Below are 25,920 nucleotides of genomic sequence, written 5' to 3' on the forward strand. Positions count from 1 at the left end.
TGCGTAGCGGCGGGGCGGCGCCCAACGCTCGAAGCCGGGGTTGCCCACGGCTCGGCGAGTGAACCAGCGGGATACCGCGATGTCATTCAGACCATTGCTTGGTGACGGACGGGTTCGGAGCCAGGACGAGAAGTCGGAGCCCCTGCAAACCGCGTCATGGGTCAGCTCCTCGATCGTCTTCGACAACCGGCGGTGGGCGTGCCGGGAGGCGGAGCTCCGCTGGACAGCCCCTCATCATCTGATCGTGCTGACCGAAGAAGGCGGCACGTCCCAGACATCCATCCGGCACGAGGCACGATCCCTTTACGACGGAATGGACCGTCCCGGAGCCCTCACCTTCGTCCCGGCAGGCGCGGAACGACAGGGCTTCTATCGCGATGTAAACCTCTCCTATTCAGCCCTGTGGATCGATCCCGATATCGGGCTTCCCGGATGCGAACGCCTGAGGAACCTGCCTATACTGGTAAACAAGAAAGACGCGGTCGTCGCCACGCTGCTGAGTTCGCTTCGTGACGAGATGGCACTCGGCCACAAGCCAGACACTGCCTATGTCGAGCATCTGGTCGCCCTCGTCAGTCTCCGCGTGGCCAACCTGAGCCGGGAGCAACCGCGGTTTGTACGTCACGGCTGTCTCAGCCGCCGGGCACTTGGTCGCGTTCGGGATTACATCGATGCGCATATGAATTCCGACATTTCGCTAAGCGAGCTGGCAGCCGCCGCGGGCATGGCCGTCGACAGTTTTGCGCGTCGCTTCAAGGCGACGACCGGCCTTGCACCCTACGCCTATGTGATCGAGGAACGGGTGCGGCGAGCGGAGGTGCTGCTGCGCGAAACGGGTTTGTCGATCGGTGTCATTGCCTTTCGGCTCGGCTTCTCAAGCCAGAGCCACTTCACCACGACCTTCCGACGTCTGAGGGGCATGACGCCTCGTGCCTATCGGGTGAATTCTTCTCCAGAATCCTGATAGTGCCGCCGGTTTCTTGAAAGAAAGCCGCCGCCCGCACTCCCACCTCCAGTGTCGTTGGGTGACAGAACCCGAGGGTTCGCTCGGGTCAAGTTGCCGTCTGCGCTTCATTGCGGCTGGGAGATCATGCATGGCCAAAACGGGCAACAGGAGCGGGCCGACGCGTCGGATGGTATTGGAAGGCGGTGTTGCGACCGGGGTGCTCCTGGCTACCGGACTACCGGTTGACGCCGAGCCGGCCGAGACCGTCACGGCGGCTGCGTCGTCCTCACCACTACCGACGATGACGATGTCGTTACGGATCAACGCGAAGGATATTGCCATCGAGCTCGACCCGCGGACGACGCTGCTCGACGCCCTGCGCAACCATCTCGGCCTCACCGGCTCGAAGAAGGGCTGCGACCACGGCCAGTGCGGCGCATGCACGGTGCTCGTTGATGGGCGCCGGATCAATTCCTGCCTGACGCTTGCCGCAATGCATGAAGGCGACGAGATCACCACGGTCGAGGGCCTTGCCGAGGGTGACCGGCTGCATCCGGTCCAGGCCGCCTTCGTCGCCCGCGACGGTTTCCAGTGCGGCTACTGTACGCCAGGCCAGATCTGCTCGGCGGTTGGCTTGCTGGGCGAGGCGCGGGCCGGCTGGCCAAGCCATGCGAGCGCCGACGTGGCAGCGGCTTCCGTCGCTCTCACCGATGCCGAGATCCGCGAGCGGATGAGCGGCAACATCTGCCGTTGCGCCGCCTATCCGAACATTGTCGCTGCAATCCGCGACGCGGCAGAGGAGGCATGAGCAATGCAGTCCTTCACTTATGAACGTGCGACGAGTGCTGAGCAGGCGGCGGCCGCGGTTGCGGCCCGGCCGGACGCCAAGTTCATCAGCGGCGGCACCAACCTGCTCGACCTGATGAAGCTCGAGATCGAGCGCCCAGCGCATCTCGTCGACATCAGCCGGCTGCCACTTGATCGGATCGAGGAGACGGCGGAAGGCGGGCTTCGGGTCGGCGCCCAGGTCCGCAATAGCAATCTCGCCGCCGACCCGCGGGTAAGGTCGCGCTACCCGATGCTCACGCAAGCGCTGCTGGCGGGAGCGTCCGGCCAGATACGCAACAAGGCCTCGACCAGCGGCAATCTCCTGCAGCGCACGCGCTGCCCCTATTTCTACGACCGCAACATGCCCTGCAACAAGCGCCAGCCGGGTTCGGGCTGCGCGGCACTTCAGGGCTTCAACCGCATGCACGCCGTACTCGGCGCGAGCGAAGCCTGCATCGCGGTCCATCCTTCTGACATGGCGGTCGCCATGTCCGGGCTCGACGCCAGGATCGAGACCGTCTCGCCCGGCGGCGAGACCCGCACGATCCCGATCGGCGATTTCCATCGGTTGCCCGAGGCGACGCCCCAGGTGGAGACCGTGCTCGGCCACGGCGAAATAGTCGTTGCGGTTGCCCTGCCGCCACCACCGCCCGGCCGACAGGCTTACCGCAAGGTGCGCGACCGTGCTTCCTACGCCTTCGCGCTGGTGTCGGTGGCAGCAATCGTCGAGAAAAGCGGCGACCGTATCCGAAGCGCTCGGATCGCCATGGGCGGCGTGGCAGCGAAACCCTGGCGCGCGACGGAGGCGGAGCGCGCGCTGGCAGGCGCGGCGGCGTCCGACGGTGCCTTTAGCGACGCGGCCGAAGCCGCGCTCGCCGGAGCCGTCGGGCATGGCGTCAATGATTTCAAGATCCCGCTGGCGAAACGGACGATGCGGCACACGCTCGCTGCTGCCGCCGAGAGTGCATGAGGCGACACGATGACAGAGACGACGACCCCGAACCGCGGTTCCCAGCTGCAGGCGCCGAGCAGGAGATCGATATGAAACTCACGCGACGCGCCGTTGCCGCCGCGGGTGGCGGCCTTCTCGTCTCTGCCGCCACAGCCTGGGGCGCCGCATCCGATCCGGGAGCTCGTCACGGGCTCGAGGCCGCCGTCGACGCCTTCTTTGCCGGCTGGGCCTCTGGCGACTGGACGGCATTCCTTGATTGTTGCGATGAGACGATGACCTTCCAATTCCCTGTCGGCGAGCAACGAGGCCGACACGGACCGCCGGAAGGCAAGCGGGCACTCGCAGCCTGGACCGCCGCGCATCAAGCGCAGGGGAACAGGATCACGAAATCGACCGTCGATCTCAAGCTCTTCGCCGCCGACTGGGTCATCGTCTGCGATCGCGGGAGCGGGACAATCAGTGGCGCGCCCTACACTGGCCTGCATGCGATCTTCATGCGAGCCGGCCCAACAGGGAGGCTGGTCGAGTTTCGCGAGTATTTCGGCGAGATCGCCGCGTGAGTTCCGGCCGCCGCGCGACGAACATAAAGGTGCGAGGAAGCGGCGTCGTCGCGGCCTCGATGCTTCCGAACTCCAGATGAAAAATCTTTAGGTGACTTATGAACGAGACCATACCCGGACTGCCCGGCTCCGCCACCCATTCAAGGGTGAAACCTCGTGCCGATGTTGGCATCATCGGGCGGCCGATCGACCGCATCGACGGTCCGCTCAAAGTGACGGGCGGCGCCACATACGCTTACGAGAATGAGCTGGATGGTACAGCCTATAGCTACATTCTCGGCGCCTCCGTCGCCAAGGGCCGCATCGCCGAGATCGACACGGCCGAAGCCGAACGGGCGCCGGCAGTGCTGCTCGTCATGACGCACCGGAATGCGCCGGCCCAGCCGGATTTCGGCCCAACGGTCACGCCAACGGTGCCGGAGGTCTTCACGCGCCCCCGGCCCGCGCTCAACAGCGATCGGGTACGGTATTACGACGAGCCGGTCGCGCTGGTCGTTGCGGAGACGTTCGAGGCTGCACGCGCTGCTGCGGGCCTCATCAGAGTACGCTACGACGAGGAGCCGGGCCTCTACGATCTACCGGGATATATCGCCGACGCCTACGCGCCAAAGCGGACCAATGCCGGCTTCGAGACCGACAGCGTGGTCGGCGACTTCGAGCGCGCCTTTGCGACGGCGCCGATCAAGATCGATTCCACTTACGGGACCCCCTTCGAACATCACAATCCGATGGAGCCGCATGCGACGCTTGCTGCCTGGTCAGGCAACGAGCTGACGATCCGTACATCGGCGCAGACCCTCGCGAACTTCCGGGCCGGGGTCGCCAGCACGCTTCGCATCCCGCTCGAGCGAGTGCGCATCGTCAGCCCCTTCATCGGCGGAGGCTTCGGCTCCAAGCTGATTGCCCATGCCGACACGATCCTGGCCGCACTTGCAGCGCAGGTGCTGCAGCGCCCCGTGAAGATCGCGCTGACGCGACAACAGATGTTCGCCAATGCCGGTCATCGCGCAGAGATGGTCCAACAGGTACGTCTCGGCGCGGACACTGACGGGCGGCTCACCGGGATCGCACACGATGTCTGGTCCGCAACGTCCAGCTTCGAGGAGTACTGCGAACAAACGGCAGTTTTTGCGCGCTCGCTCTACGCGGCGCCGAACCGTCTCACCCGCCATCGCCTGGTTCCGCTGGACATCAACCGCGGCGAATGGATGCGCTCTCCCGGCGAAGCGCCCGGCATGCTGGCTTTCGAATGCGCCATGGATGAGCTCGCCGAGCGCGCCGGTCTGGACCCGATCGAACTCAGGATCCGCAACGAACCGGCACAGGATCCCGAGCGCGGCGTGCCGTTCTCCACCCGCAATCTCGTCGCCTGCATGGAGGAAGGCGCCCGCCGTTTCGGCTGGGAGCGGAGAAACCCGACACCGGGCCGAACTCGGGAGGGCCGCAAGCTTATCGGCCACGGCATGGCGGCGGCGATCCGTCCGAACTATATCGGCGCGGCGACGGCGCGGGTTGCGATCGACCGGGACGGTCGGGTGACGGCGCGGCTCGACATGACCGATATTGGGACCGGCACCTATACGATCCTGACCCAGATTGCCGCCGAGAGCCTCGGCCTGCCGATCTCGTCCGTCAAGGTGGAGCTCGGCGACAGCCGCTTCCCGCGTACCGCCGGCTCCGGCGGGTCCTGGGGCGCAGCAAGCGCGGGTTCGGCCTTGTATAATGCGTGCAACGTCCTCAAGAAACAGATCTTGGAGGCGGCGCAGTCGAACGAAGCCTCGCCGTTGCGCGGCGCGAACGCCACCGAGGCAAGCTTTGCCGACGGCGAGGTCAGGGTCGGCCAGCGATCGGCGAGCCTGGCCGATCTTATCCGAGGGATCTCTCCCGACGGGCTCGAAGCCGAAGGCTCCGTAGCCGCGGGCGCCACCACCCAGTCATACAAGACCTATTCGCAGCATTCCTATGGCGCGCATTTCGCAGAGGTCGCTGTCGATTGCGATACCGGTGAAATCCGCATGCGCCGGATGCTGGCTGTGATCGGCGCGGGCCGTATCCTCAACGCCAAGACCGCGCGCTCGCAAATCATCGGCGGCATGACCTGGGGGATCGGTGCAGCGCTGATGGAGCAGACGGTGCTCGACCCGCGCTACGGCCATTTCGTCAATCACGATCTTGCCGAGTATCATGTGCCGGTCAATGGCGATGTCCCCGATATGGAGGTCGCCTTCCTCGAGGAAGACGACGACAAGGCCAACCCGCTTGGCGCAAAGGGTCTCGGCGAGCTCGGCGTGTGCGGTGCGGGGGCTGCTGTCGCCAACGCCGTTTACAACGCGGCCGGCGTGCGAGTGCGTGAATTTCCCATCACCTTGGACAAGGTGCTGCCTGCCTTACCGGTGATCGCCATTTGACGCTCTCCTCCCTCGCCCTCAACGGTGACCAGGTCGAAACGGATCGCTATTTCTGCGCCATCGACGACGACGCCGGTGGTTGACAGCGCTTTCCGGCCCTTCCATACAAACGCCGTCAATGTTCTCAGGGCGGGGTGAAAGTCCCCACCGGCGGTAAGGGTCTCGGCCCAAGCCCGCGAGCGCTCTCCGGTTAGCCGGAGGGGTCAGCAGATCCGGTGTGATTCCGGAGCCGACGGTCACAGTCCGGATGGAAGAGAACGAAATGGAAGACGGTCCGCTTTCGCGGTTCGGACTCCGTATCGTGCGTCCTGATTCTGGTTCGAAACGGAAGGATGGACCCATGAATCAGCATTCCCACAACGACTATGAAACGATCCGCGTTGCCGTCATTCGCGCGCGTTGGCATGCCGATATCGTCGACCAATGCGTTGAAGCATTCGAGGCGGAACTGGCGGTTCTCGGAGAGAAACGCTTTGCCGTCGATGTCTTCGATGTGCCTGGCGCTTATGAGATTCCCCTGCATGCAAAGACGCTTGCCGTGACCGGCCGCTATGCCGCTATCCTCGGCGCCGCGTTCGTCGTCAATGGCGGCATCTACCGGCACGAGTTTGTTGCAAGCGCGGTCATCGACGGCATGATGAATGTGCAATTGTCGACTGGCGTGCCGGTGCTTTCGGCGGTGCTGACGCCGCACAACTACCATGACAGCGCGGACCATCACCGCTTCTTCTTCGAACATTTCAAGGTCAAGGGCAAAGAGGCGGCCAGTGCCTGCGTGCAACTGCTGGCAGCACGCGAACACATCGCGGCGTGAAACCTCCACCGCCGGGTGGAAATCCCGGTAAGGCGCTGTAGTATCTCACGAAGCAGGAGGATGCCGGTGCAGACCAAGAAGATCATCAATGACGGCAATCGCTCCGTCGACGAGATGCTGGAGGGTATTCTGGCCGCGCATCCGCGCCACCTCAGAAGCGCGGACGGCAGTCCGCGCGCCATTATCGCCCGCGACGGACCGCGCCCAGACAAGGTCGGCCTTGTCATCGGCGGCGGCTCGGGCCATGAGCCGACCTTCCTCGGCTTCGTCGGCAAGGGGCTGGCCGACGCCGCCGCGATCGGCAATGTCTTCGCTTCGCCGCCGCCGGACCCGATCCTCGAATGCGCCAAGGCGGCCAGCGGTGGCGCCGGCGTGCTGTTCATGTACGGCAACTATGCCGGCGACGTGATGAACTTCGACATGGCCGCCGAAATGGCGGCGATGGACGACATCGAGGTGCGCACCGTGCTGACCACCGACGATGTCGCCTCGGCGCCGCGCGACCAGAGGCAGAAGCGGCGCGGCGTCGCCGGCAATTTCTTCATCTTCAAGGCCGCCGGTGCCGCATGCGACCAGATGCTGTCATTCGATGAATGCGAGCGTATCGCCAGGAAGGCCAACGATCACACCTTCACCATGGGCGTGGCGCTGTCGCCCTGCTCGCTGCCGCAGACCCGCCGGCCCAATTTCGAGATCGGACCGGACGAGATGGAGATCGGCATGGGCATCCATGGCGAGCCAGGCATCGCGCGCGGAAAGTTGAAAACGGCCGACGAGATCACCGACGAAATGCTGGACAAGGTCCTCGACGAGATGGCGCCGGCGCGCGGCGATAAGGTCGCCGTTCTGGTCAATTCGCTCGGCTCGACGCCGCTGATGGAACTCTACATCATGAACCGGCGGGTCAAGCAGAGGCTCGACGAGATCGGCGTTTCCGTCCACGCGACCTGGGTCGGCAATTACTGCACCTCTCTCGAAATGGCCGGCGCCTCGGTGACGCTGATGCATCTCGACGGCGAGTTGCAGGCGATGCTCGACCATCCTTGCGACTGCGCCATGTTCCGCGCCGGCTGAGAAAGCATCATGACCTCGATCGATTCAGTCGGCTTGAAAAGAATGTTCGATGAGATCGCGGCGACGATCGACGCCGACAAGGACAGGCTCTGCCAACTCGACGGCGTCATCGGCGACGCCGACCATGGCATCGCCATGGCACTAGGCTTCACTGCTGCGCGCGATGCACTAGCGCAACTCGACCTCGCGGCGACCGAGCCGACGGCGCTGCTCAACACTGCGGCGAAATCCTTCCTCAACGCGGTGGGCGCCTCGTCAGGCCCGCTCTATGCGACCGCCTTCATGCGCGGTGCCGCCGCCGTCAAAGGCAAGGCAATTCTGGAGGACGCTGACATCATCGCCATGCTCCGGGCGATGGCGCAAGGCATCCAGGATCGCGGCAAGGCCGAGCTCGGCGAAAAGACCATGGTCGACGCCTGGCTGCCGGCGGCGCAAGCAGCGGGTGCCGCGCAGGAAGCCGGCAAGAGCCTGTCCGAGAGCCTGGAGGCTGCACTTGCAGCGGCTGAACGAGGTGCCGAGGCGACCAAGGACATGATCGCCGCCAAGGGCCGCTCATCGCGGCTCGGCGAGCGCTCGCTCGGGCATATGGACCCCGGCGCCGCATCGGCCGTGACGATCATCAGAGCGATGTGGAACAGTCTGGCTTAACCCCGCTTCGCCGCGTCGAGCCTGTCGATCGCCTGGACATTGCCGGCCGATGGTCCCTTCTCATCGAATTCCGATGCAAGCCATGCATCGACGATCGACTTGGCCAGTTCCGGGCCGATAACCCGGGCGCCCATGGTGATGATCTGGGCGTTGTTGGATTTTGCCGCGCGCTCGGCCGAATAGGTGTCGTGGGTGAGTGCGGCGCGAATGCCGGGCACCTTGTTGGCGGATATGGATACGCCGATGCCGGTGCCGCAAAACAGGATGCCGCGATCGTTTTCGCCGTCCAGGATGGTCTGCGCGAGCTTCTGTGACAGGTCGGCATAGTAGCCCGACTGGCTGAGGTCGCTAACCGTGAGGCCGGGCTTGGTAGCGAGGTGAGCGGCAATGACGTCGAGCAGCGGCTTGCCGGCGCTATCAGCTCCAATGGCAATTTTCATGTTCCGTTTCCTTCCTGTTTGATGATTCAGATCGCCGCCGAGGCGCGCTTGAGGATGTCGATATAGCCGTCCGCCTGCCAGGCCGAGCGGCCGATGAACAAGCCGTCGATGTTGGGCTGGCCGACCAGTTCGGCGGCATTTTGCGGATTGACGCTGCCGCCATAAAGCACCGGCGGCACCACCGGCAGCAGGTCGCGTGCGATTTTCTTGATTAGCGCCTGCTGCCTGTCGGCATAGTCCGAACTGGCCGGCACGCCCTTGTCGCCGATCGCCCAGACGGGCTCATAGGCAAACAGGATCGTCGCCGCCTTCGCCGCGCCTTCGAGAAACTGCAGCGCGCCGTGCACCTGCAAGGCCAGCACCGCAGCGGCCTGCCCGCTGTCGCGTTGAGCCAAGGTCTCGCCGACGCAGATGAGTGGCACGAGACCGTGCTTCACCGCCGCCGCAGTCTTCAGCCCGACAGCCTTGTCGGTCTCGCCGAAATGCTCGCGCCGTTCGCTGTGGCCGAGCTCGACCATGTCGAGCCCGCAGTCTTTCAGCATGGCCGGCGAGATCTCGCCGGTCCAGGCACCGGCGTCGGCCCAATGCATGTTCTGCGCGCCGACCTTGATGCGCGTCGGCGACAGCGCTTTCTTGACCTCGCGGATCGCCGTGAAGGGCGGGATGACGAAAGGCTGGATGCGCTCGTCGAAACCGGGGACGAACTCCGCCAGCGCCTCGGCGAAAGCCAACGCCTCGGCGAGCGTCTTGTTCATTTTCCAGCTGGTGCCGACCCAATAAACCATACGTGCCCTCCTATTCTGCGATCACTGTCAGCGAAACGCCGGCACCATCCAGCGCGGCGCGCATCTGCGGCTGCGGCTCGCGGCCGGTGAAGACCGTGTCAAAGGCCTTGAGATCTGTCAGGAAGTGCAAGGCAGTGCGGCCGAATTTCCCATGATCGACTAGCAGATATTTGCGCGCTGCTGCGGCCATCATCAGCCGTTTGGTCTGGACCACTTCCTGATCCTGGTGAAAGGCAGAGGCACCATGGATGGCCGATGACGACATGAACGCGACATCGGCGCGCAATGATTTCAGCGTGTCCTCGGCGAGCAGGCCGAAGAAGCCGTGAAACTTCTTGTTGTATTGGCCGCCGAGCGCAATCAGGTTGATGCCGGCAACGCCCGCCAAATCCTGGATGACAGCCAGATTGTTCGAGATCACCGTCAGCGGACGCAGATCGGCAAGCTGCCGAGCAACGCCGCCCGCGGTTGAGCCGTCGTCGATGATCACCGTCTGACCCGGTTCGATCATCGTCACGGCAGCGGCGGCGATGCGCTTCTTCTCGTCGCCGGCCAGCCGCTGGCGGTAGCGGAAATCGCTCTCGAAAAGGCTGCTCGGCTGGATCGAGGCGCCGCCGCGCACCTTGCGCAGGAAGCCGCTTTCCTCGAGCTCGTCGAGGTCGCGGTGGACAGTCATCTTTGACACGCCGAAGCGTGAGGCAAGATCGTCGACACTGGCGGTGCCGATGTCCATCAGAAAATCCATGATGCCTTGCCGACGGCCGTCGCTCTTCATTTCCGCGGCTTCCTCGTGCAATCCGGTTCCGAGATATAACAGCAAACGTTGCACAAGCCACCAATTTTTTGTGATAATGTTATATCTCTATGGGATGTCATGACGCTTCTGGTCGCGTCCTGTAACAAGAATTGCTGCCGGCCGAGCGCCCAGCGGTTGCGGTGCCGCGGAAATCCGGCCAGAAGCATCAGGGGCTCGACGACAACCGAACGGCCCGCAAACACTGGCTCGAAACCGGATACGGGAGACTACTGAGTGGCTCGCATCACACTGAGACAATTGCTCGATCATGCCGCCGAATACGGCTATGGCGTGCCTGCCTTCAACATGAACAATATGGAACAGGGCCTCGCCATCATGGAGGCAGCCGAGGAGACCAAATCGCCGGTTATCCTGCAGGCCAGCCGCGGCGCGCGAGCCTACGCCAACGACGTGGTGCTAGCCAAGCTGATCGACGCGCTGGTCGAAATCCATCCCGATATCCCGGTCTGCATGCATCTCGACCATGGCAACAACGAAGCCACTTGCGTCACCGCGATCCAGCACGGCTTCACTTCGGTGATGATGGACGGATCGCTGAAGGAAGACGGCAAGACGCCGGCCGACTACGCCTATAATTCCGGCATCACCCGCCGCGTCGTCGACATGGCGCATTGGGGCGGCGTCGCGGTGGAAGGCGAGATCGGCGTCCTTGGATCGCTTGAGATGGGCGGCGGCGAGCAGGAAGACGGCCATGGCGTCGAGGGCGTCATCAGCCACGACCAGCTGCTGACCGACCCGGTGCAGGCCGAACAATTCGTGCGCGACACCCGTGTCGATGCGCTGGCCGTCGCCATGGGCACCAGCCACGGCGCCTACAAGTTCAGCCGCAAGCCGGACGGCGCTGTACTGGCCATGAACGTCATCGAGGAAATCCACCGCCGTCTGCCGAGTATGCATCTCGTCATGCACGGCTCGTCCTCGGTGCCAGAGGAGTTGCAGGAGATCATCAACAAATATGGCGGCCAGATGAAGCCGACATGGGGCGTGCCGGTCGAAGAGATCCAGCGCGGCATCAAGCACGGGGTGCGCAAGATCAATATCGATACCGACAACCGCATGGCGCTGACCGGCGCAATCCGCAAGGTGCTGACCGAGAACCCGAGCGAATTCGATCCGCGCAAATATCTGACACCGGCAATGGCCGCGATGCGGAAGCTGTGCAAGGAGCGCTTCGAGCAATTCGGCACCGCCGGCAACGCACCGAAGATCAAGCCGCTGCCGCTGTCGGAAATGGCCAAGCGCTACAAGTCCGGAAGCCTCGATCCGAAATTTGGCTGACGTATTCCGGTTCTGAGCAGGAGCTGCCTCAGCTCCTGCTCATCCGATCATGCTCGCGGCAAGAGATCGGCCCTGCCGGTCTCGATAAATGGTGCCCAGTAGTCGACCGACTCGCGGATCATGGCGATGACCTGGTGGTCGACGGGCTCGCGCTCGCGGAACGACAATTCGAGGCAGATCTCGTTGTCGACGCCGCCGCCGCGACGCACCGTCTGAAGGAGCTTTTCCGGCGTGATACGGCCGTCGTTGTTGTAGGTCGCAGTGAACGGCCAATGGCCGCCCTTGTTCATCGACGACTGCTTGACGTGGATGATCGGCGATTGCCTGGGAAAGGCTTCGGCCCAGGCATAAGGGTCGGTGTCCGCCGGATTGCTCGAGGTCACGTCGCCATGGTCGATGTCGACCATCATCTTGAGCGGGACGGCCATGCCGGCCGCTTCGATCTCGCGCTGCAGTGCCCGGCAGCTTTCGATCGTATGGCCGAATTCGCGGCCGACCGACATCGGCTCCCAGAACAGGTAGGTCAAGCCGGCTGTTTTGGCATGCTCGGCGACCTCGCGCCAGCATTCCAGCGCGATGTCGAAAAGCCGCGCGCGACGCTCAGGATTGTCGTAATCCCGGTGGGTGAAGATCGCGAATTGCGTGCCCATGCCCGCGGCGCCGAGCTCGGCCGAAACTTCTGAAAAGGTCTTGAACCAGTCGACGTAGTAGCGCCGCACGTCGGCATCGGGATGGCCGAAATGATTGAGCCGGCCGTAAGGGCCGGTCATCGCGGAGGTCACGCGCACACCGGTGCGGTTGAGCGCGGTGCGAAACAGGCGGAGGAATTTCGAGATCGTCGCCGCCGGCCAGCCGGGATTGACGAATTCATGCGTGAGCTGCACGTCGCGGATGCCGATGTCGTAGGCGATCGTATCGATCAGGTCGTCCGGCTCGGCAAAGCGGTTGACCAGCGGATTGGTGTTGAGCGAAAGCGTAAAGGCCATCAGCCGGCCTTTGCCAGCCGGCTCGAGCACCAGTCCTCGAAGGCTTCTCTTTCCGCGGCGGACAGATGCAGGCCGTGCTTGGTGCGCCGTTCGAGGACATCGGCGGCGGTCTCGGCCCATTCATGCTCGAACAGGTAATTGGCTTCGCGCTCGAAAAAATCCTTGCCGAAGCGCCGGCCCAGTTCGGCGAGCGAGGTGGCCGCGCCGACCAGATCGCGCGTCCTTGTGCCGTAGAGCCTGCCGTAATGCTTGACCAGCGATGCCGGCATCCAGGGAAATTCATGGCCGAGGTCGCCCAGAAACTGCTCGAAATCGGCATTGGCGATATCGCCGCCCGGCAGGTGCCCTTTCGAGGTCCACGGCTTGCCCATTTTCGGAAAGAACGGGGCGATACGGTCGAGCGCGTGCTCGGCCAATTTGCGGAAGGTGGTGATCTTGCCGCCGAAGACCGAAAGCAGCGGCGCCTGCCCAGCCGGTGCGTCGAGTTCGAATATGTAATCGCGGGTCACCGCGCTCGGATTGTCGGCATTGTCGTCATAGAGCGGCCTGACGCCGGAAAACGAGTAGACGACATCGCTTCGTGCGAGCTGGCGCTTGAAGTAGCGATTGACTGCCTTGATCAGGTAATCGATCTCGCTCGCATCGGCGGTCACGTCTTCCGGCCGCCCGTCATAGGGAATGTCGGTGGTACCGATCAGCGCCAGATCGTTCTGGTAGGGATTGATGAAGATCACGCGCTTGTCGCTGTTTTGGACCAGATAGGCCTGCCGCCCTTCCCAGAATTTCGGCACAACGATGTGGCTGCCCTTGACCAGGCGCACGTTGCGCCTGGAATTCTGGCCGGCGACGCGGTTGATGACGTCGTTGACCCAGGGTCCGGCGGCGTTGATCAGCGCCCGTGCCCGGACTGTGGTCCTGACGCCGGTTCGACCGTCGCGCATCTCCACCGACCACAGGCCGTTTTCGCGACGGGCGGCTATGCAGGCGGTGCGGGTGAATATCCTGGCTCCGCGCTCAGCGGCGTCGAGCGCGTCGATGACGACCAGGCGAGCGTCGTCGACCCAACAGTCGGAATATTCGAAGCCGCGCTTGAAGGCGTCCTTGATCGGCGCGCCTTCGGGCGCGGTGCGCAGGTCGAGCGTACGCGTGGCCGGCAGCCGCTTGCGGCCGCCAAGATGGTCGTAGAGGAACAGGCCGAGCCGGACCAGCCAGGCCGGCCGGTCATCGGGGCTGTGTGGCAGCACGAAGCGCATCGGCCAGATGATGTGCGGCGCCGATTCCAGCAGCACCTCGCGCTCGATCAGCGCCTCGCGCACCAGGCGGAACTCGTAATATTCGAGGTACCGCAAACCGCCATGGACGAGCTTTCCCGATCGCGAACTGGTGCCCTCGGCGAGGTCGTCTTTTTCGCAGAGGATGACCGACAGCCCCCGGCCTGCTGCATCGCGCGCAATGCCGGCGCCATTGACACCGCCGCCGATGACGAAGAGATCGACGATTTCGCTGTCACTGCTCATCTCACCTTAGGCCCCACCGTCAGCATGGGTTGACCGGCGGCAGACCGGCGATGAAGCGGCGCACTTCCTCGGCCGCCTGCTCGGCCGCGTAGGTCACGGTGCGTACCGACGCGCCGGCGATATGCGGCGTCAGCGTCACGTTCGGCAGTTGCAACAGCGGCCAGTCGGCAGGCACCGGCTCGACGGCGAACGTCTCCAGCATAGCGCTGCCGATCTGCCCCGAGACGAGCGCCTCGTAGAGCGCATCGTAGTCGACCAGCGGTCCGCGCGCGGTATTGACGAAGATTACGCCGGGTTTCATCCGGGCGATGGCGTTCTTGCCGATCAGGCCGCGCGTCTCCTCGGTGACCCGGGAATGCAGCGTGACCACATCGGAGCGCGACAGCAGATCGTCCAGCGCAACCAGTTCGACGCCGGCATTGCGGTCCTCGGCGCTCAATTGCACATAGGGATCGCAAACCAGGATGCGGCAGCCGAAGGCGCGCAGCAGGCGAACCAGCCTGGTGCCGATATTGCCGTAGCCGATGACGCCGACGGTCATTTCGTTGAGCTCGCGGCCGGTGCGATCGGCGCGGTAGAGATCGCCGCGCCATTCGCCCTTGCGCAAGGCTTCGTGACCGACGCGGATCAGCCGCGTTTCAGCGAGAATGGCGCCGATGGTGAACTCGGCCACGGCGCTGGCGTTGCGGCCGGGCACATTGACCACGGTGATGCCGTGGGCCTTGGCGGCGGCCATGTCGATGTTGATCGGTCCGCCGCGCGAGACCGCAACCAGCTTGAGCGTGGGCAGGCGCTGCATCATGCTTTCGGAGAGCGGCGCAAGCTGGGTGACGAAGATTTCGGCGTCGCCGATGAAATCCACCACCTCGTCGGGATCGCCGAAATACTCCTTGACCTTGTCCAGACCAAGCGCGGCATTGCCGAATTGCATCGGCTCGTCGGGCCAAGCGGTCTCAATGCTGCGGATGTCGAGGTTGTCGCCGCAGGCCGCCTCGATTTTCTCGCGAAACACTTCCGGAAGCATGAAGCGGTCGCCGATGATCGCAATTTTCTTGGGCATGCTCTTCTCAATTCACGTCGGTTTGCCTGGACGCGGCCATCGAACGCCAGACCGGCCGCAGCGCCTCATGCGCCAATGTGTAGGATGGGGCCATCGCCTCGTAGGCACCGGCAAGTTTCCGGTCGCTGGGCTCGGCCGCACGGAGCAAAGGCGTGACCCATTCACTGACGCAATCGTCCATCGATGCGTACTGGCCGACGCAGACCGCAGCAATCATTGCGGCGCCCGCAGCACCGGCCTCCTCGCGCTCGCTGGTGCGAATGTCGGCGCCGACCGCAGCACCCAGGATCTTGCGCAGAGCCGGGCTCCTGGCCGCTCCGCCGGTCAGGCGGATTTCCTTGGGCAGTGGCCCCATGGCGGCGTAGCAATCGCGTGCCGCGAAAGCCAGCCCCTCGAACACCGCGCGGACCATGTCGGCATAGCCGTGCCTGGACGAAATGCCGATGAAGCCGGCCCTGGCATTGGCATCGACGAACGGCCCGCGCTCGCCGGCCTCCGAGACATAGGGCTGGTAGAGCAGCGAGCCTGGCTCAGACGACGATATCCACTGGTCGACCAGCGCGATCATCTCGCCATTGGTCCGCGTAATCCCTTGCGAGGCGAGAATGCCGGAGGCGAGGCCAAGGACCCAGTCAATATTGAGCGTTGCCGCCATGTTCGACTGCATCTGCGCAAAGACGCCGGGTGCCGGCATCGTCATCGTGTAGCCGGTTGCAGCCTCGTTGAGCAGCACCTCGTCCGGTGTTTCGGCAAGCCGCATATGCATGCCGGTGGAACCGATGATCGAGCATCCCGGCTTGCGCTCGCGATCGAACAGGCCGGCGCCAAGCGCCGTGCAGGCGACATCGACATAGGCCAGAACGACCGGTGTGCCGGCGAGCAGGCCGGTCGCATCGGCTGCTGCCACCGACAGCGAGGTGCTTTGCCTGGTGCCATCGACGATGGGCGGCAACAGATGCCGGAGATCGGTGACGCCGAGTACCTCGAGCACATCATCGCAATAGCCGCGCGTGCGGAAGTCGCCGAAGGTGAAGGTGCCCTCGGACGGGTCGGTGGCGCGGTGGCCGGTCAACTTGAAATAGAGCCAGTCCTTGCAGTGGAACGCCGTCGCTGCATTGGCAAGCATCGCGGGCATGTGGCGCTTCATGAACACGAACTGCGATCCCTGCTGGCAGGCAGCGAGCCCGCTGCCGGTCTTTTCGAAGCGCAGCCGGTCCTCCGGCCGCGCGCGGATCTCCTCGACGACCGCGGCAGCGCGCGCGTCGAGCCACAGCCAGCCCTTGGCAACCGGCTCGCCATCCTTGTCGATCAGCCAGGTACCGTCGCCCTGCCCGGTCACGGCGATGGCAATGGTCCGGCTGGCGAGATCCGGCACCTTGTCGGCAAGCTCGCGCAAGGTCGTCGCGGTATCGGCCCAGGTGCGTGTCAGGTCCTGCTCGGCACCGCCGCCCGGCAGTGTCTCGTATTTATTGGGCAGCGCGGCGGACGCGATCTGCCTGCCCGCCGTGTCAAAGGCGACGGATTTTATGACAGACGTGCCGGCGTCGATGCCGATCAGCACATCCTGCATCAAGCAAGCTCCGTGCCGTGCGAAATGGCGTCGCCGCTCGCCTGATCGAAGACGTGCAGGTTTTTCGGATCGATGCTGATCTTGATCGGTGCGCCGAGCTCCAGGCGCGTCCGGTCATGTTCGACCAGAACCAGCGAACCGCCGGCGAAATCGGCGGCAATATGGGTCTGGTCGCCAAGCCATTGATTGGCCGAAACCATGGCCGGGACGCCATCCTTCGAGCGGCGCACGGCATAGGGCCTGACGCCGATGACGACGCGTTGGCGGTTGAGCAATTCGTCGCGAACCGGGCCGCTGAACGCATCCTTGTCGTAGTCGAGCGAAAGCCCGTCGGGCAGCTTGAGACTGATCTTGCCGGCAGCCGTGCCGACATAGGCCTCGAAGACATTCATCGGCGGCTCGCCGACGAAGGTGCCGGTGAACAGGTTTGCCGGCCGCTCCTTGAGCCTGTCAGGCGTATCGAACTGCTGCAGCACGCCGCCCTCCATAACGGCGATGCGGTCGGCCAGCGCATTGGCCTCGGTCTGGTCGTGGGTGACCAGAATCGCGGTCAGGCCGCGCTCCTTGATGAAGTGCTTGATGCGGCCGCGCAGCACGGCGCGAAGCTGCGGCTCGAGCTGGCCCATCGGCTCGTCCAGCAGATGCAGGTCGGCCTCGCGGATCAGCGCCCGGCCGAGGCTGGCGCGCTGCTGCTGGCCGCCGGAGATCGAGCTCGGATAGCGCTCGAGAATGTCCTCGATCTCGAGCAGCTTGGCGATGTTGGCAACCTTTGCATCGACCGCACTCTTCGCCAGCCTGGCCGCCTTGAGGGCGAAGGCCATGTTCTCGCGCACGGTCAGCGGCGGGTAGAGCGAATAGCCCTCGAAGGCCATTGCGACGTTGCGCCTGACCGGCGGCAACGTGTGCACCTTGCGGCCGGCAACCGCGATGGTGCCGCGCGAGACCTCTTCGAAGCCTGCGATCATGCGCAATGTCGAGGTCTTGCCGCAGCCGGACGAGCCGAGCAGCGCCACGATCTCGCCCTTGGCGATTTCCATCGTCAGGTTCTTGACGGCGTGTACGCCGCGGTCGATCGGACCGTAGAACTTGTCGACGCCCGAAATGGTGATTGCGGTCGGGCTCATGCCGCTTCTCCGCTGCGCAAATTGACGACGTTTTTCGAGCCGATGCGCTCGCCGCTTGTGCGATCGAACAAAAGGGCGCTTTTACTGTCGACGGCAATGTAGACCTTGCCCTCGGATTGGCCCGGTGTCCCGGAAGGACGCGAAACCAGGATTTCACGGCCGCGCACGGTGCGCACCAGCGTGACGATCTTCTCGTTGAGCGGCGTCTCGGCCTCGACCGTCACCGGGATGGCGCCGGGCGTGCGTTCATCGACAAACGCCAGCGCCTCCGGCCGCAAACCGATCACGCAGTCGCGGCCGACCGCCGCCTCATGAGCGCCGGCAAGATGGACCTGGACGTTGGACAGGCCGACATAGATGCCCTTGGCGTCCCGCGCCGGCTTGACGTCCAGAAGGTTGATGGTCGGATCGCCGAACAGCCGGGCGATCTCGACGTTGGCCGGCTCGCGGTAGATCTGCTCGGGCGTGCCGAGCTGTTTGACGACGCCCTGCGACATCACCGCGATGCGGTCGCCGAGCGCCATCGCTTCCTTGTAGTCCTGGGTGACGTAGATGACGGTCGCGCCACGATCCGCCAGCAGTCTTGGCAATTCCAGCCGCATTTCGAAGCGCAATTTGGCATCGACGTTGCGCAAGGGATCATCGAGCAGCAGCAGCGGCGGCGAGCCGACCAGGGCGCGGGCAAGTGCGGTGCGTTGCTTCTGGCCGTTGGACAGCGCCCGTGGCTTGTGGCTGAGCACATGGCCGATTTTCAACAGCTTGGCGACGCTCTCGACGCCGGTCTTTATCGTGCCTTGCGATGAGTGCTTCGCCTGCAGCGGCGTCGCAATGTTATCGAACGCCGTCATATGCGGGAACAGCGCGAAGTTCTGAAATGCCATGCCGACGCCGCGGAACTCGGCGTCGAGATCGGTCATGTCCTCGCCGCCGATGAGTATCTTTCCCTCGTCGGGGTCGATGACGCCGGCCACCAGCCGCAGCAGCACGGTCTTGCCGGCGCCGGACGGCCCGAACAGGACCAGCGTTTCGCCGTCGGCGACGGTCAGCGACAGATTGTCGAGAACAGTCTGGCTTTTATAGCGCTTGACGATGTTTCGCAGTTCGAGGCTTGCCATCGGACTATCCTTTCACCGCGCCAAGCGACAGGCCTTCGACGAGATAGCGTTGTGCATAGAGCGCGAGCGCCAGCGTTGGCGTGATCGACAGCACGATCGCCGCCGAGATCTGGCCGTACTGGATGCCCGAGGAGGTGATGAAGGCGAGCGCGCCGACCGTCACCGGCTGCTTGTCGGCCGAGGCGAGCACCAGCGCAAAAACGAAATTGTTCCAGGCAAAGATGAAGGCGAGCAGACCGGCAGCGGCAATGCCTGGGCCGGCGAGCGGCAGCGCGATCTTGCGGAAGGTGGCAAACCAGGAATGTCCGGCAATGCGGTAGGCGTATTCGATGTCGGCGGGAATGTCCTCGAAATAGCCGCGCACGATCCACAGGATCAACGGCAGGCAGATCAGCTGATAGACCCAGATCAGCCCGATATAGGTGTTGGCCAGCCCGAGCTTCTGGAAATAGAGGGTGAGCGGCAGGAGCACCAGCAGCGCCGGCGCAAACCGGAACGACAGCAGCGTAAAGGCAATGTCCTCCGAGCCGCGGAATTTGTGCCGCGCAAAGGCGTAGGCCGCCGGAACGCCGAGCAGCAACGCGACGGCAACCGAGGTGACCGACAGGAAGACGGAATTCCAGAGGTTGCGCATGAAGGCGATATCGAGCGTGCCGGCCGCCGTCATCAGCTTGCCGGTGATCAAGGCAGTGTAGTTGGCGAGCGTCGGCTCGAAGACAAGCTGCGGCGGAATCCGCAGGATTGTCTCGTTGGTCTGGAACGACATCATCAGGATCCAGACGATCGGGAACATGAAGAAGATCACGACCAGCGCCAGGGCAATGCCGCGCAGGATGCGTTCGAGAAGCGAGGTGTGTTCCACGCCAGCCTCCTATGCCTGGCCGCGGGCGCGTTCGCGCAGCCGCAGCCAGTTCTTGATGAAAATGTTCGAGAGGAAATAGGTGATCGCCCACAGGATGATCATCAGTGCCGCCGAGCGGCCGACATTGGTCGACTGGAAGAAATTGAGATAGGCCTCGACCTGGAACACGGTCAGCGTGTCGCCCGGACCGCCCTGGGTCATAGCGTAGATGATGTCGAATTGCTGGATCGAATCGAGCAGGCGGAACAAGGTCGCCGTCAAGATGTAGGGGGTCAGCATCGGCAGTGTGATGCGGAAGAAGACGAAGCTGCGTGGCACGCCGTCGAGTGCTGCCGCCTCGAAGGGCTGCGTCGGCAGGCTGCGCAGGCCGGCAAGCAGCAGGATCATGATAAAGGGCGTGTAGACCCAGATGTCGACAAGAACGACGGTGAGCAGTGCCGTCGACGGAGACGAGGCCCAGCGGAAATCCTGCAACCCGATCAGGCTGGCGAGATAGCTGAGCACGCCGAAACCGGGATTGGTCATCAGCTTCCACATCAGCGCGGCGAGCGCCGGCGCCGTCATCAGCGGCATCAGCAGCATGATCGAGATGAAGTTGTTCAGCGTCGAGCGCTTTTGCAGCAGCATGGCGATGCCGAGACCGAGAAGCAGTTCAAGCACAACGGTGATGCCGGCGTAGAGCAGCGAGATCTCCAGCGTGTTCCAGAACTTCGGGTCGGTGAAGAAGGAGATATAGTTGTCGCCCCAGTTGAACTGCCGCGCCCAGGGTTGGCTCAACCGGTAGCGCTGGAACGAATAGACCACCGACGTCAGGAACGGGATCAGGATGCCGATGCAGACCAGCAGAGCCGGCAGGCTGAGGAGATAGGGCAGCACCCGCTTGCTGATCCTGAAGCCCGACGGCCTGTTTCTTTGTATTGTCGCCGCAGTCATCGGCTGCTCCGTCATCCTGTTGCTTCGCCGTCCCGGCCGCCCAAGGGAGCAAGGCGGCCGGTCGGGCGAGCAGGCGGCACCTTTCGGGACCGCGTCGCAAACGTATCACATCTCAAAGGCTGGCCCGCGGACGGGTCAGCCTTGGCCGCGGCTTAGCCGAGCCCGGCTTCCTTGAGCTGGCTGTTGATGCTCTCGGCCAGCTTGTCGAGGCCCTCGTCGACCGGCACTTCCTTGGCCACCATCTTCTGCAGCGTCGCCGCCCATTCGGTGGTGAGATCGAAGAACAGCGGCTGCGGGGTGAACTTGATGCTGGCGCCTGGCGCCGAGACGTCGAACATCTCGACATAACCCGGATAGCTCTTGTTCAGCTTCTCGCGGAACATCTCGTCGTTCCAGACCGACTGACGAACCGGATTGACGAAGTCCATCTTGGTCGCACCGAACAATGCATGCTCGGGTCCGGATGCCCATTGCATGAAGTACCAGGTGGCGTCCTTGTCCTTGGAGAAGTTGGACATCGACAGCGACCAGATCCAAATATTGGGCGTCGGCGCCTTGGCGGCAGGATTGGCCTTGAATGCCGAAAAGGCGAGCTTGCCGGCCATCTTGTTGTCGCCGCCATTCATGAAGTAGCCAAGGATGTCGGCGTCGTAAATCATCGCCGAAGCACCTGCACCGAGATCGGTGCCGACCTGATACCAGGTGTAGGTCGACCAGTCCTTCGGGCCGCTCTCCTGGATCATCTGGACCCACTGCTTGTGGAAAGCCTTGGATTCGGCGGTGCTCATCGCGGCCGACAGCTTGCCGTCAGCCGAGACGTTCAGGTCCTTCTGGTCGAAATTGGCGTAGGCCGACAGGAAGCCCGGGTGGATCGTTGCCCAGGAGCGCGAGCCGCGCACGCCGATGCCGTAGACGCCACCGCCGACGTCCTTGGTGAGCTTCGCCGCCGTAGCGACCATCTCATCCATATTGCCGGGAACGCTGACGCCGACCTTGTCGAACATGCCCTTGTTGTAGGTGATGTTGTTCTGCTCGAAGCCCCACGGAATGCACCATTGCTTGGCGTCCGCCGAACCGAGCGCGCCGCCCGGCTGGCCGTTCCAGGCGCAGGAGTTCTTGACGCCTGGCAGGAAGTCGTCCCAGGCATATTTCGGGTTGGTCTTGGCCGGATCCTTGATCCATTCGTTGAGGTCGGTGATCCAGCCGGCCGGGCCGTAGGTCCAGGTCATGTAGGCGCCGGTCATGAAGGCATCGTATTCGGGCGAGCTGGCCGACAGCGCGGCGGTAACCTTGTCGAAATAGACGTCTTCCGGGAATACGTCATAGACGACTTCCATGCCGGTCAGCTTCTTGAAATTGTCGAGGTTGGCGATCATCGCATCGGCGTAAGGATGCTTGTTGAGCAACAGCTTGATGGTTTTGCCCTTATGCGCCTGCCAGTCGAAATCAGCCGCCAGGGCGCGGGTCTGCCCGAAATTGAGCAGTGTGCCGGCGGTGCTGGCGGCAAGGCCCATTGCACCGAGGCCCTTGATCAGCCCACGGCGGTCGACTTGTCCACGCAGGAATGCGTCGATGAGGTCTTTCTCTTTCTCATGCATTTCTCTTCTCCTCCACAGGGTAGTTTCAACGAAATGGTTGCCGGCTACCCGACCGGCGTCTGTTCCACGAGCGATCGCGCCGTCCGCTCGTCGGTTATCAGGCCCTTGAGATAGCGGCCCTCCAGCACTGACTTGATGGCGCGAACCTTCACCTTGCCGCCGGCGACGGCGACAATCCTGCGGTTGCTGATGTCTTCGCGCGCCAGTGCCAGCGCCCGGTTGGAAAGGGTCGTCGCAACGGCCTTTCCGGCATCGTCGAAGAAATGGCCGAGCAGTTCGCCGACGCCGCCGTTGCGGCGAATCTCCTCCATCTCGCCCTTCTCGATCATGCCGGTGGCGACAAGCGAGGCCTCACGCTCGGCGGTGCCGATGCCGGCAATGAGCAGGTCGGCGGTCTTGGCGAGGTCGAAGACATCGCTGACGCCCTTCTGCCCGAGCAACACCGTTCGATCCTCGACCGTGTTGGCGAACATCGGTACGGGCATCACATAGGCCTCCGCACCAGTCCGCTCGGCGACGCGGTGGATGACGTCATGCGGATTGGCCGAGAACTTGCGCGTCAGGCCGCCAAGCAGCGAGACGAAACGGATCCTGCCGGCCGATATGCGCGGCAGATATTCCACGCAGGCGGCAAGCGTGCGGCCGTGGCCGACGCCGATCAGCGCCTCTTCGCCGCGTTCGATCTCGCGCTTGAGAAACTGCGCGCCAGCAATGCCGAGCGCCTTGAGCGGCAGGTCTTCGGCATCGAAGTCCGGAACCACCTCGCAGTAGTCGAGGCCGTACCGGCCGGACAACTCATCCTCAAGCTCCACGCATTCTGAGACTTCGCCGTCGATGTAGACTTTGACCAGGCCTTCCTGATTGGCCTTGGTGATCAGGCGATGCGCCTTGAGACTGGTCAGGCCAAGCCGTTTGGCGACCTCCGACTGGGTCAGGCCGCCGGCATAGTGAAGCCAGGCGGCACGGGCTGCCATTCCGGTCTCATCGTCGCGCAGCAGGCCGTTGCCAAAACCAACCATTTCCGCCCTTTGATATTTTTATCAGTTGCTGCAAAATTTTTCACAAGGCGTCGCCCGAGTCAAGCAACCGCTGCGTTTAAATCTCCGGCCAGGAGCTTGCCGGCCGGGGCCGAATAGGGCCGCGCTAACCAACGGGCAAGAAACAACACCGACCGCGCGCCATTTAAAACGTTTGCAATTTCGCTTGAACTGATTACAAACGTTTCAAACTTCGTTCGGGAGGAACGATGCCGGCCCGCGTTACGACCCTCAAGGAACTTGCTGCGCAGCTCGGCCTGTCGATCACGACCGTTTCGCGCGCCCTTGCCGGCCACGAGCAGATCGCCTTGAAAACGCGCCAACGTGTCACCGAGGCTGCGCATCAGGCCGGCTATGTGCCGAACACCGCAGCCCGCACGCTGGTCTCCGGCCGCAGCGGCTTTGTCGGCATGGTGCTTCCGATCCGCGGCCCCAATCTGGTCGATTCCTTCCTCGGCGAATTCGTCACCGGGCTCGGCGAAGGGTTGGTTTCGCACGGCTCCGACCTGATCCTGGCCGCAGCGGCGCAGGGCCAGTCGGAACTTTCCGTGCTTCGCCATGTCGTCGAATCCGGACGCGCCGATGGGGTCGTCGTCACCCGCATCGCCGAGGTCGACGAGCGGCTTGCCTATCTGCGTCACCGCAATTTCCCGTTCGTCGCGCATGGCCGGCTGCTCGACGGCGACTTTGCCTACCATTGGCTCGATACCGATGGCGCGCACGCATTCGGCGAGGCCTTCGACATGCTCTACGATCTCGGACACCGCCATTTCGGCCTGGTGACGATTTCCGAGCCGATGACATTTCGCCATCTCAGACAGGACGGGCTCGCCGCCGCGATCGCCCGCCGGGGCGATCCGTCCGTCAGGCTCGATGTGGCGACGGCGCCGCGTTTCGATCGCGGTGCCCGCATCCAGGCAATCAACCGGCTTCTGCACGCCACCGAGCGGCCGACGGCGATTGTCGCGCTGTTCGACGAGCTGGCGCTGACTGTGATGGAAGAGGCGGGGCGCGCCGGACTTGCCATTCCTCGCGACCTTTCGGTGATCGGCTTCGACAACATAGCCGCCTCCGCCTATGCGCCGCCGGGGCTGACCACTTTCGACGCCTCGATCCGCCGGTGCGCGCGCGAGATCGGCGAGATGCTGCTGACCGTCATCGGCGACAGGCCGGACTCGCCACTGACGCGGCTGGTCCGGCCGACACTTGTCTCGCGGGCAAGCCATGGCCCGGCACCCACAGGACGGAACTGACGCCTTAGCGGCGCACAACCAGGGAGGAAGACGACGATGAATGCGTTGAGGACATTGGCAGGTGCGGTGCTGGCGTTGTCGCTTGCTGCCGGCGCAGCACAAGCCCAGCAGGTGTTGTTCTGGTCGACACAGGCGCGACCAGTGGAAGAGACACAGAAGATGCGCAGCGAAGTGCTGAAGGGGTTTGACGGCCAGGTCGACTATCAGGTCGCCGAGGACGGGCCCTGGCTCACCCGCCTTCAGGCCGAACTGCAGGCCGGCTCCGGCACCATAGGCGTGCTCGGCGGCCTGCACGGAGACTTCTCCACCGTCGGCGCGAACCTTGTCGATCTCTCTGGCGTCGATCTCGGTGGCGTCAAGGTCAACGAGACCTACAAGAAGCTCGGCATGCTCGGCACCGGCGAGCAGAAGTACCTGCCATGGATGCAGGCCACCTTTCTGATGGCGGCCAACAAACAGGCGCTGCAATATCTGCCGGCCGGCACCGATCTCAACACCATCACTTATGACCAACTGATCAAGTGGGCGAAAAACATCGCTGAAAAGACCGGTTCGCCCAAATTCGGTTTTCCGGCCGGCCCGAAAGGGCTGAAGCACCGTTTCTTCGAGGGTTTTCTCCTTCCATCGTATACCGGCTCGATGGTGACGAAATTCCGCTCGGCGGAGGCCGAGACGGCGTGGAATAAGTTCAAGGAATTGTGGCAATACACCAACCCGAATTCGACCAACTATGCCTTCATGCAGGAGCCGCTGCTGACCGGCGAAGTCTGGGTGGCATTCGATCACGTGGCGCGCCTCGCCGACGCCTTCAACCAGAAACCCGACGAGTTTGTCGCCTTCCCGGCGCCGGCTGGCCCGGCAGGCCGCGGCTACATGCCGGTGGTGGCCGGTGTCGCTATCCCGAAGACCTCGCCTGACATGGACAAGGCCAAGGCGCTGGTCGCCTATATGCTGAAACCGGAAACCCAGATCGCGACGGTGAAGGCGACAAACTTCTTCCCCATCGTCGACGTCAAGCTGCCCGACGACATGCCGGCCTCGGTGAAGGCCTTCAGCCCAGTGATCGCCACCATGACCGGAGCTCCCGATGCGTTGCCGGCGCTGCTGCCGATGGGACTTGGCGGCCTCGGCGGCAAGTTCAACCAGGTCTACACCGACAGCTTCGAGCGCATCGTGCTCGGCGGCGACGATGTGCACGGCGTGCTCGACGAACAGGCGACGGCGCTGAAGGCGATCATCGACCAGGCGAAGGCGCCATGCTGGGCGCCCGACAAGCCCTCGCAAGGCGCCTGCCCGGTCGATTAAGAATCCTCCC

Annotated in this window: 24 protein-coding genes and 1 riboswitch; of the genes, 11 read left to right on the forward strand and 13 right to left on the reverse strand. The window is 63.7% G+C overall.

Going from position 1 to position 25,920, the window contains the following annotated elements; translation table 11 throughout:
• Window positions 1-79: 79 nt before the first annotated feature.
• The 8 genes from NKI47_RS12205 to dhaL all read left to right on the forward strand — a co-directional run bounded on the left by NKI47_RS12205 (window position 80) and on the right by dhaL (window position 8,230).
• Window positions 80-964: a helix-turn-helix domain-containing protein gene (locus tag NKI47_RS12205; RefSeq protein WP_352590261.1), complete on the forward strand. Its 885-nt coding sequence runs from the start codon at window positions 80-82 to the stop codon at window positions 962-964.
• Between the two features lie 130 nt (window positions 965-1,094).
• Window positions 1,095-1,754, forward strand: a complete 660-nt coding sequence (locus NKI47_RS12210) for a 2Fe-2S iron-sulfur cluster-binding protein (protein WP_352590264.1) — start codon at window positions 1,095-1,097, stop codon at window positions 1,752-1,754.
• Window positions 1,755-1,757: 3 nt separating this feature from the next.
• Window positions 1,758-2,744 (forward strand): FAD binding domain-containing protein, encoded by a 987-nt coding sequence (locus NKI47_RS12215; RefSeq protein ID WP_352569350.1) that lies wholly within the window; start codon window positions 1,758-1,760, stop codon window positions 2,742-2,744.
• A 71-nt stretch (window positions 2,745-2,815) separates the two neighbouring features.
• Window positions 2,816-3,286 (forward strand): nuclear transport factor 2 family protein, encoded by a 471-nt coding sequence (locus tag NKI47_RS12220; RefSeq protein WP_352569349.1) that lies wholly within the window; start codon window positions 2,816-2,818, stop codon window positions 3,284-3,286.
• A gap of 98 nt (window positions 3,287-3,384) precedes the next feature.
• Window positions 3,385-5,694, forward strand: a complete 2,310-nt coding sequence (locus NKI47_RS12225; protein ID WP_352590268.1) for a xanthine dehydrogenase family protein molybdopterin-binding subunit — start codon at window positions 3,385-3,387, stop codon at window positions 5,692-5,694.
• 116 nt (window positions 5,695-5,810) lie between these two features.
• Window positions 5,811-5,957, forward strand: a riboswitch (FMN riboswitch).
• 77 nt (window positions 5,958-6,034) lie between these two features.
• A complete protein-coding gene (locus tag NKI47_RS12230) occupies window positions 6,035-6,508 on the forward strand; it encodes a 6,7-dimethyl-8-ribityllumazine synthase (RefSeq protein ID WP_023676012.1) in 474 nt (157 codons plus the stop codon).
• Window positions 6,509-6,574: 66 nt separating this feature from the next.
• Entirely contained in the window at window positions 6,575-7,582 is a 1,008-nt protein-coding gene (locus NKI47_RS12235; protein WP_352569347.1) for a dihydroxyacetone kinase subunit DhaK, read from the forward strand.
• A gap of 9 nt (window positions 7,583-7,591) precedes the next feature.
• Window positions 7,592-8,230, forward strand: a complete 639-nt coding sequence (dhaL, locus tag NKI47_RS12240) for a dihydroxyacetone kinase subunit DhaL (protein WP_352569345.1) — start codon at window positions 7,592-7,594, stop codon at window positions 8,228-8,230.
• On the opposite strand, the gene derI is transcribed toward dhaL, so the two are convergent.
• Genes derI through NKI47_RS12255 form a run of 3 tightly spaced genes read right to left on the reverse strand, consistent with a single transcriptional unit; the run spans window position 8,227 to window position 10,230 of the window.
• Complete coding sequence (gene derI / locus NKI47_RS12245; protein WP_023676015.1) at window positions 8,227-8,670, reverse strand: D-erythrulose-4-phosphate isomerase; 444 nt, start codon at window positions 8,668-8,670, stop codon at window positions 8,227-8,229. The two genes, dhaL and derI, sit on opposite strands and share 4 nt — an antisense overlap.
• A 26-nt stretch (window positions 8,671-8,696) precedes the next feature.
• On the reverse strand, window positions 8,697-9,455 hold the full coding sequence (locus NKI47_RS12250) for a triose-phosphate isomerase (RefSeq protein ID WP_352569344.1): 759 nt from the start codon (window positions 9,453-9,455) through the stop codon (window positions 8,697-8,699).
• 10 nt (window positions 9,456-9,465) lie between these two features.
• A complete protein-coding gene (locus NKI47_RS12255) occupies window positions 9,466-10,230 on the reverse strand; it encodes a DeoR/GlpR family DNA-binding transcription regulator (RefSeq protein WP_352569343.1) in 765 nt (254 codons plus the stop codon).
• Window positions 10,231-10,485: 255 nt separating this feature from the next.
• On the opposite strand from NKI47_RS12255, the gene fba reads away from it, so the two are divergent.
• A complete protein-coding gene (gene fba / locus NKI47_RS12260; protein ID WP_352569342.1) occupies window positions 10,486-11,550 on the forward strand; it encodes a class II fructose-bisphosphate aldolase in 1,065 nt (354 codons plus the stop codon).
• 47 nt (window positions 11,551-11,597) lie between these two features.
• Here fba and NKI47_RS12265 read toward each other — a convergent pair whose 3' ends face one another.
• The 10 genes from NKI47_RS12265 to NKI47_RS12310 all read right to left on the reverse strand — a co-directional run bounded on the left by NKI47_RS12265 (window position 11,598) and on the right by NKI47_RS12310 (window position 23,334).
• On the reverse strand, window positions 11,598-12,536 hold the full coding sequence (locus NKI47_RS12265; protein WP_352569446.1) for a sugar phosphate isomerase/epimerase family protein: 939 nt from the start codon (window positions 12,534-12,536) through the stop codon (window positions 11,598-11,600).
• Window positions 12,536-14,053, reverse strand: coding sequence for a glycerol-3-phosphate dehydrogenase (locus NKI47_RS12270; RefSeq protein ID WP_352569341.1), 1,518 nt, complete (start codon window positions 14,051-14,053; stop codon window positions 12,536-12,538). Before NKI47_RS12270 ends, NKI47_RS12265 begins: the two co-directional genes overlap by 1 nt.
• A gap of 19 nt (window positions 14,054-14,072) precedes the next feature.
• Window positions 14,073-15,113 (reverse strand): 2-hydroxyacid dehydrogenase, encoded by a 1,041-nt coding sequence (locus tag NKI47_RS12275; protein WP_352569340.1) that lies wholly within the window; start codon window positions 15,111-15,113, stop codon window positions 14,073-14,075.
• A 7-nt stretch (window positions 15,114-15,120) separates the two neighbouring features.
• The gene (locus NKI47_RS12280) at window positions 15,121-16,683 is read right to left on the reverse strand and encodes an FGGY-family carbohydrate kinase (protein ID WP_352590274.1); all 1,563 of its coding nucleotides are present in this window, start codon (window positions 16,681-16,683) and stop codon (window positions 15,121-15,123) included.
• Window positions 16,683-17,807: an ABC transporter ATP-binding protein gene (locus NKI47_RS12285; RefSeq protein WP_352455240.1), complete on the reverse strand. Its 1,125-nt coding sequence runs from the start codon at window positions 17,805-17,807 to the stop codon at window positions 16,683-16,685. Before NKI47_RS12285 ends, NKI47_RS12280 begins: the two co-directional genes overlap by 1 nt.
• Window positions 17,804-18,922, reverse strand: a complete 1,119-nt coding sequence (locus tag NKI47_RS12290; protein ID WP_023676024.1) for an ABC transporter ATP-binding protein — start codon at window positions 18,920-18,922, stop codon at window positions 17,804-17,806. Before NKI47_RS12290 ends, NKI47_RS12285 begins: the two co-directional genes overlap by 4 nt.
• Before the next feature lie 4 nt (window positions 18,923-18,926).
• Window positions 18,927-19,784, reverse strand: a complete 858-nt coding sequence (locus tag NKI47_RS12295) for a carbohydrate ABC transporter permease (RefSeq protein WP_023676025.1) — start codon at window positions 19,782-19,784, stop codon at window positions 18,927-18,929.
• 9 nt (window positions 19,785-19,793) lie between these two features.
• A complete protein-coding gene (locus tag NKI47_RS12300; protein ID WP_352452414.1) occupies window positions 19,794-20,717 on the reverse strand; it encodes a carbohydrate ABC transporter permease in 924 nt (307 codons plus the stop codon).
• A 152-nt stretch (window positions 20,718-20,869) separates the two neighbouring features.
• The gene (locus NKI47_RS12305; RefSeq protein WP_352455241.1) at window positions 20,870-22,315 is read right to left on the reverse strand and encodes an ABC transporter substrate-binding protein; all 1,446 of its coding nucleotides are present in this window, start codon (window positions 22,313-22,315) and stop codon (window positions 20,870-20,872) included.
• 44 nt (window positions 22,316-22,359) lie between these two features.
• Window positions 22,360-23,334, reverse strand: a complete 975-nt coding sequence (locus NKI47_RS12310) for a sugar-binding transcriptional regulator (RefSeq protein ID WP_352455242.1) — start codon at window positions 23,332-23,334, stop codon at window positions 22,360-22,362.
• Between the two features lie 227 nt (window positions 23,335-23,561).
• Here NKI47_RS12310 and NKI47_RS12315 point away from each other — a divergent pair, with 227 nt between their 5' ends.
• Together NKI47_RS12315 and NKI47_RS12320 are read left to right on the forward strand one after the other, a co-directional pair.
• Entirely contained in the window at window positions 23,562-24,605 is a 1,044-nt protein-coding gene (locus NKI47_RS12315) for a LacI family DNA-binding transcriptional regulator (RefSeq protein WP_023676029.1), read from the forward strand.
• A 36-nt stretch (window positions 24,606-24,641) separates the two neighbouring features.
• Window positions 24,642-25,910, forward strand: coding sequence for an ABC transporter substrate-binding protein (locus tag NKI47_RS12320; RefSeq protein WP_023676030.1), 1,269 nt, complete (start codon window positions 24,642-24,644; stop codon window positions 25,908-25,910).
• Window positions 25,911-25,920 lie beyond the last annotated feature (10 nt).

The sequence above is a fragment of the Mesorhizobium sp. M0633 genome (assembly GCF_040320645.1).
GTDB lineage: Bacteria > Pseudomonadota > Alphaproteobacteria > Rhizobiales > Rhizobiaceae > Mesorhizobium.

Coding starts and splice junctions, on each gene's coding strand:
- NKI47_RS12205 (WP_352590261.1), top strand. CDS start 80: ATGTCATTCAGACCATTGCTTGGTGACGGACGGGTTCGGAGCCAGGAC.
- NKI47_RS12210 (WP_352590264.1), top strand. CDS start 1,095: ATGGCCAAAACGGGCAACAGGAGCGGGCCGACGCGTCGGATGGTATTG.
- NKI47_RS12215 (WP_352569350.1), top strand. CDS start 1,758: ATGCAGTCCTTCACTTATGAACGTGCGACGAGTGCTGAGCAGGCGGCG.
- NKI47_RS12220 (WP_352569349.1), top strand. CDS start 2,816: ATGAAACTCACGCGACGCGCCGTTGCCGCCGCGGGTGGCGGCCTTCTC.
- NKI47_RS12225 (WP_352590268.1), top strand. CDS start 3,385: ATGAACGAGACCATACCCGGACTGCCCGGCTCCGCCACCCATTCAAGG.
- NKI47_RS12230 (WP_023676012.1), top strand. CDS start 6,035: ATGAATCAGCATTCCCACAACGACTATGAAACGATCCGCGTTGCCGTC.
- dhaL (WP_352569345.1), top strand. CDS start 7,592: ATGACCTCGATCGATTCAGTCGGCTTGAAAAGAATGTTCGATGAGATC.
- derI (WP_023676015.1), bottom strand. CDS start 8,670: ATGAAAATTGCCATTGGAGCTGATAGCGCCGGCAAGCCGCTGCTCGAC.
- NKI47_RS12250 (WP_352569344.1), bottom strand. CDS start 9,455: ATGGTTTATTGGGTCGGCACCAGCTGGAAAATGAACAAGACGCTCGCC.
- NKI47_RS12255 (WP_352569343.1), bottom strand. CDS start 10,230: ATGAAGAGCGACGGCCGTCGGCAAGGCATCATGGATTTTCTGATGGAC.
- NKI47_RS12265 (WP_352569446.1), bottom strand. CDS start 12,536: ATGGCCTTTACGCTTTCGCTCAACACCAATCCGCTGGTCAACCGCTTT.
- NKI47_RS12270 (WP_352569341.1), bottom strand. CDS start 14,053: ATGAGCAGTGACAGCGAAATCGTCGATCTCTTCGTCATCGGCGGCGGT.
- NKI47_RS12275 (WP_352569340.1), bottom strand. CDS start 15,113: ATGCCCAAGAAAATTGCGATCATCGGCGACCGCTTCATGCTTCCGGAA.
- NKI47_RS12280 (WP_352590274.1), bottom strand. CDS start 16,683: ATGCAGGATGTGCTGATCGGCATCGACGCCGGCACGTCTGTCATAAAA.
- NKI47_RS12285 (WP_352455240.1), bottom strand. CDS start 17,807: ATGAGCCCGACCGCAATCACCATTTCGGGCGTCGACAAGTTCTACGGT.
- NKI47_RS12290 (WP_023676024.1), bottom strand. CDS start 18,922: ATGGCAAGCCTCGAACTGCGAAACATCGTCAAGCGCTATAAAAGCCAG.
- NKI47_RS12300 (WP_352452414.1), bottom strand. CDS start 20,717: ATGACTGCGGCGACAATACAAAGAAACAGGCCGTCGGGCTTCAGGATC.
- NKI47_RS12305 (WP_352455241.1), bottom strand. CDS start 22,315: ATGCATGAGAAAGAGAAAGACCTCATCGACGCATTCCTGCGTGGACAA.
- NKI47_RS12310 (WP_352455242.1), bottom strand. CDS start 23,334: ATGGTTGGTTTTGGCAACGGCCTGCTGCGCGACGATGAGACCGGAATG.
- NKI47_RS12315 (WP_023676029.1), top strand. CDS start 23,562: ATGCCGGCCCGCGTTACGACCCTCAAGGAACTTGCTGCGCAGCTCGGC.
- NKI47_RS12320 (WP_023676030.1), top strand. CDS start 24,642: ATGAATGCGTTGAGGACATTGGCAGGTGCGGTGCTGGCGTTGTCGCTT.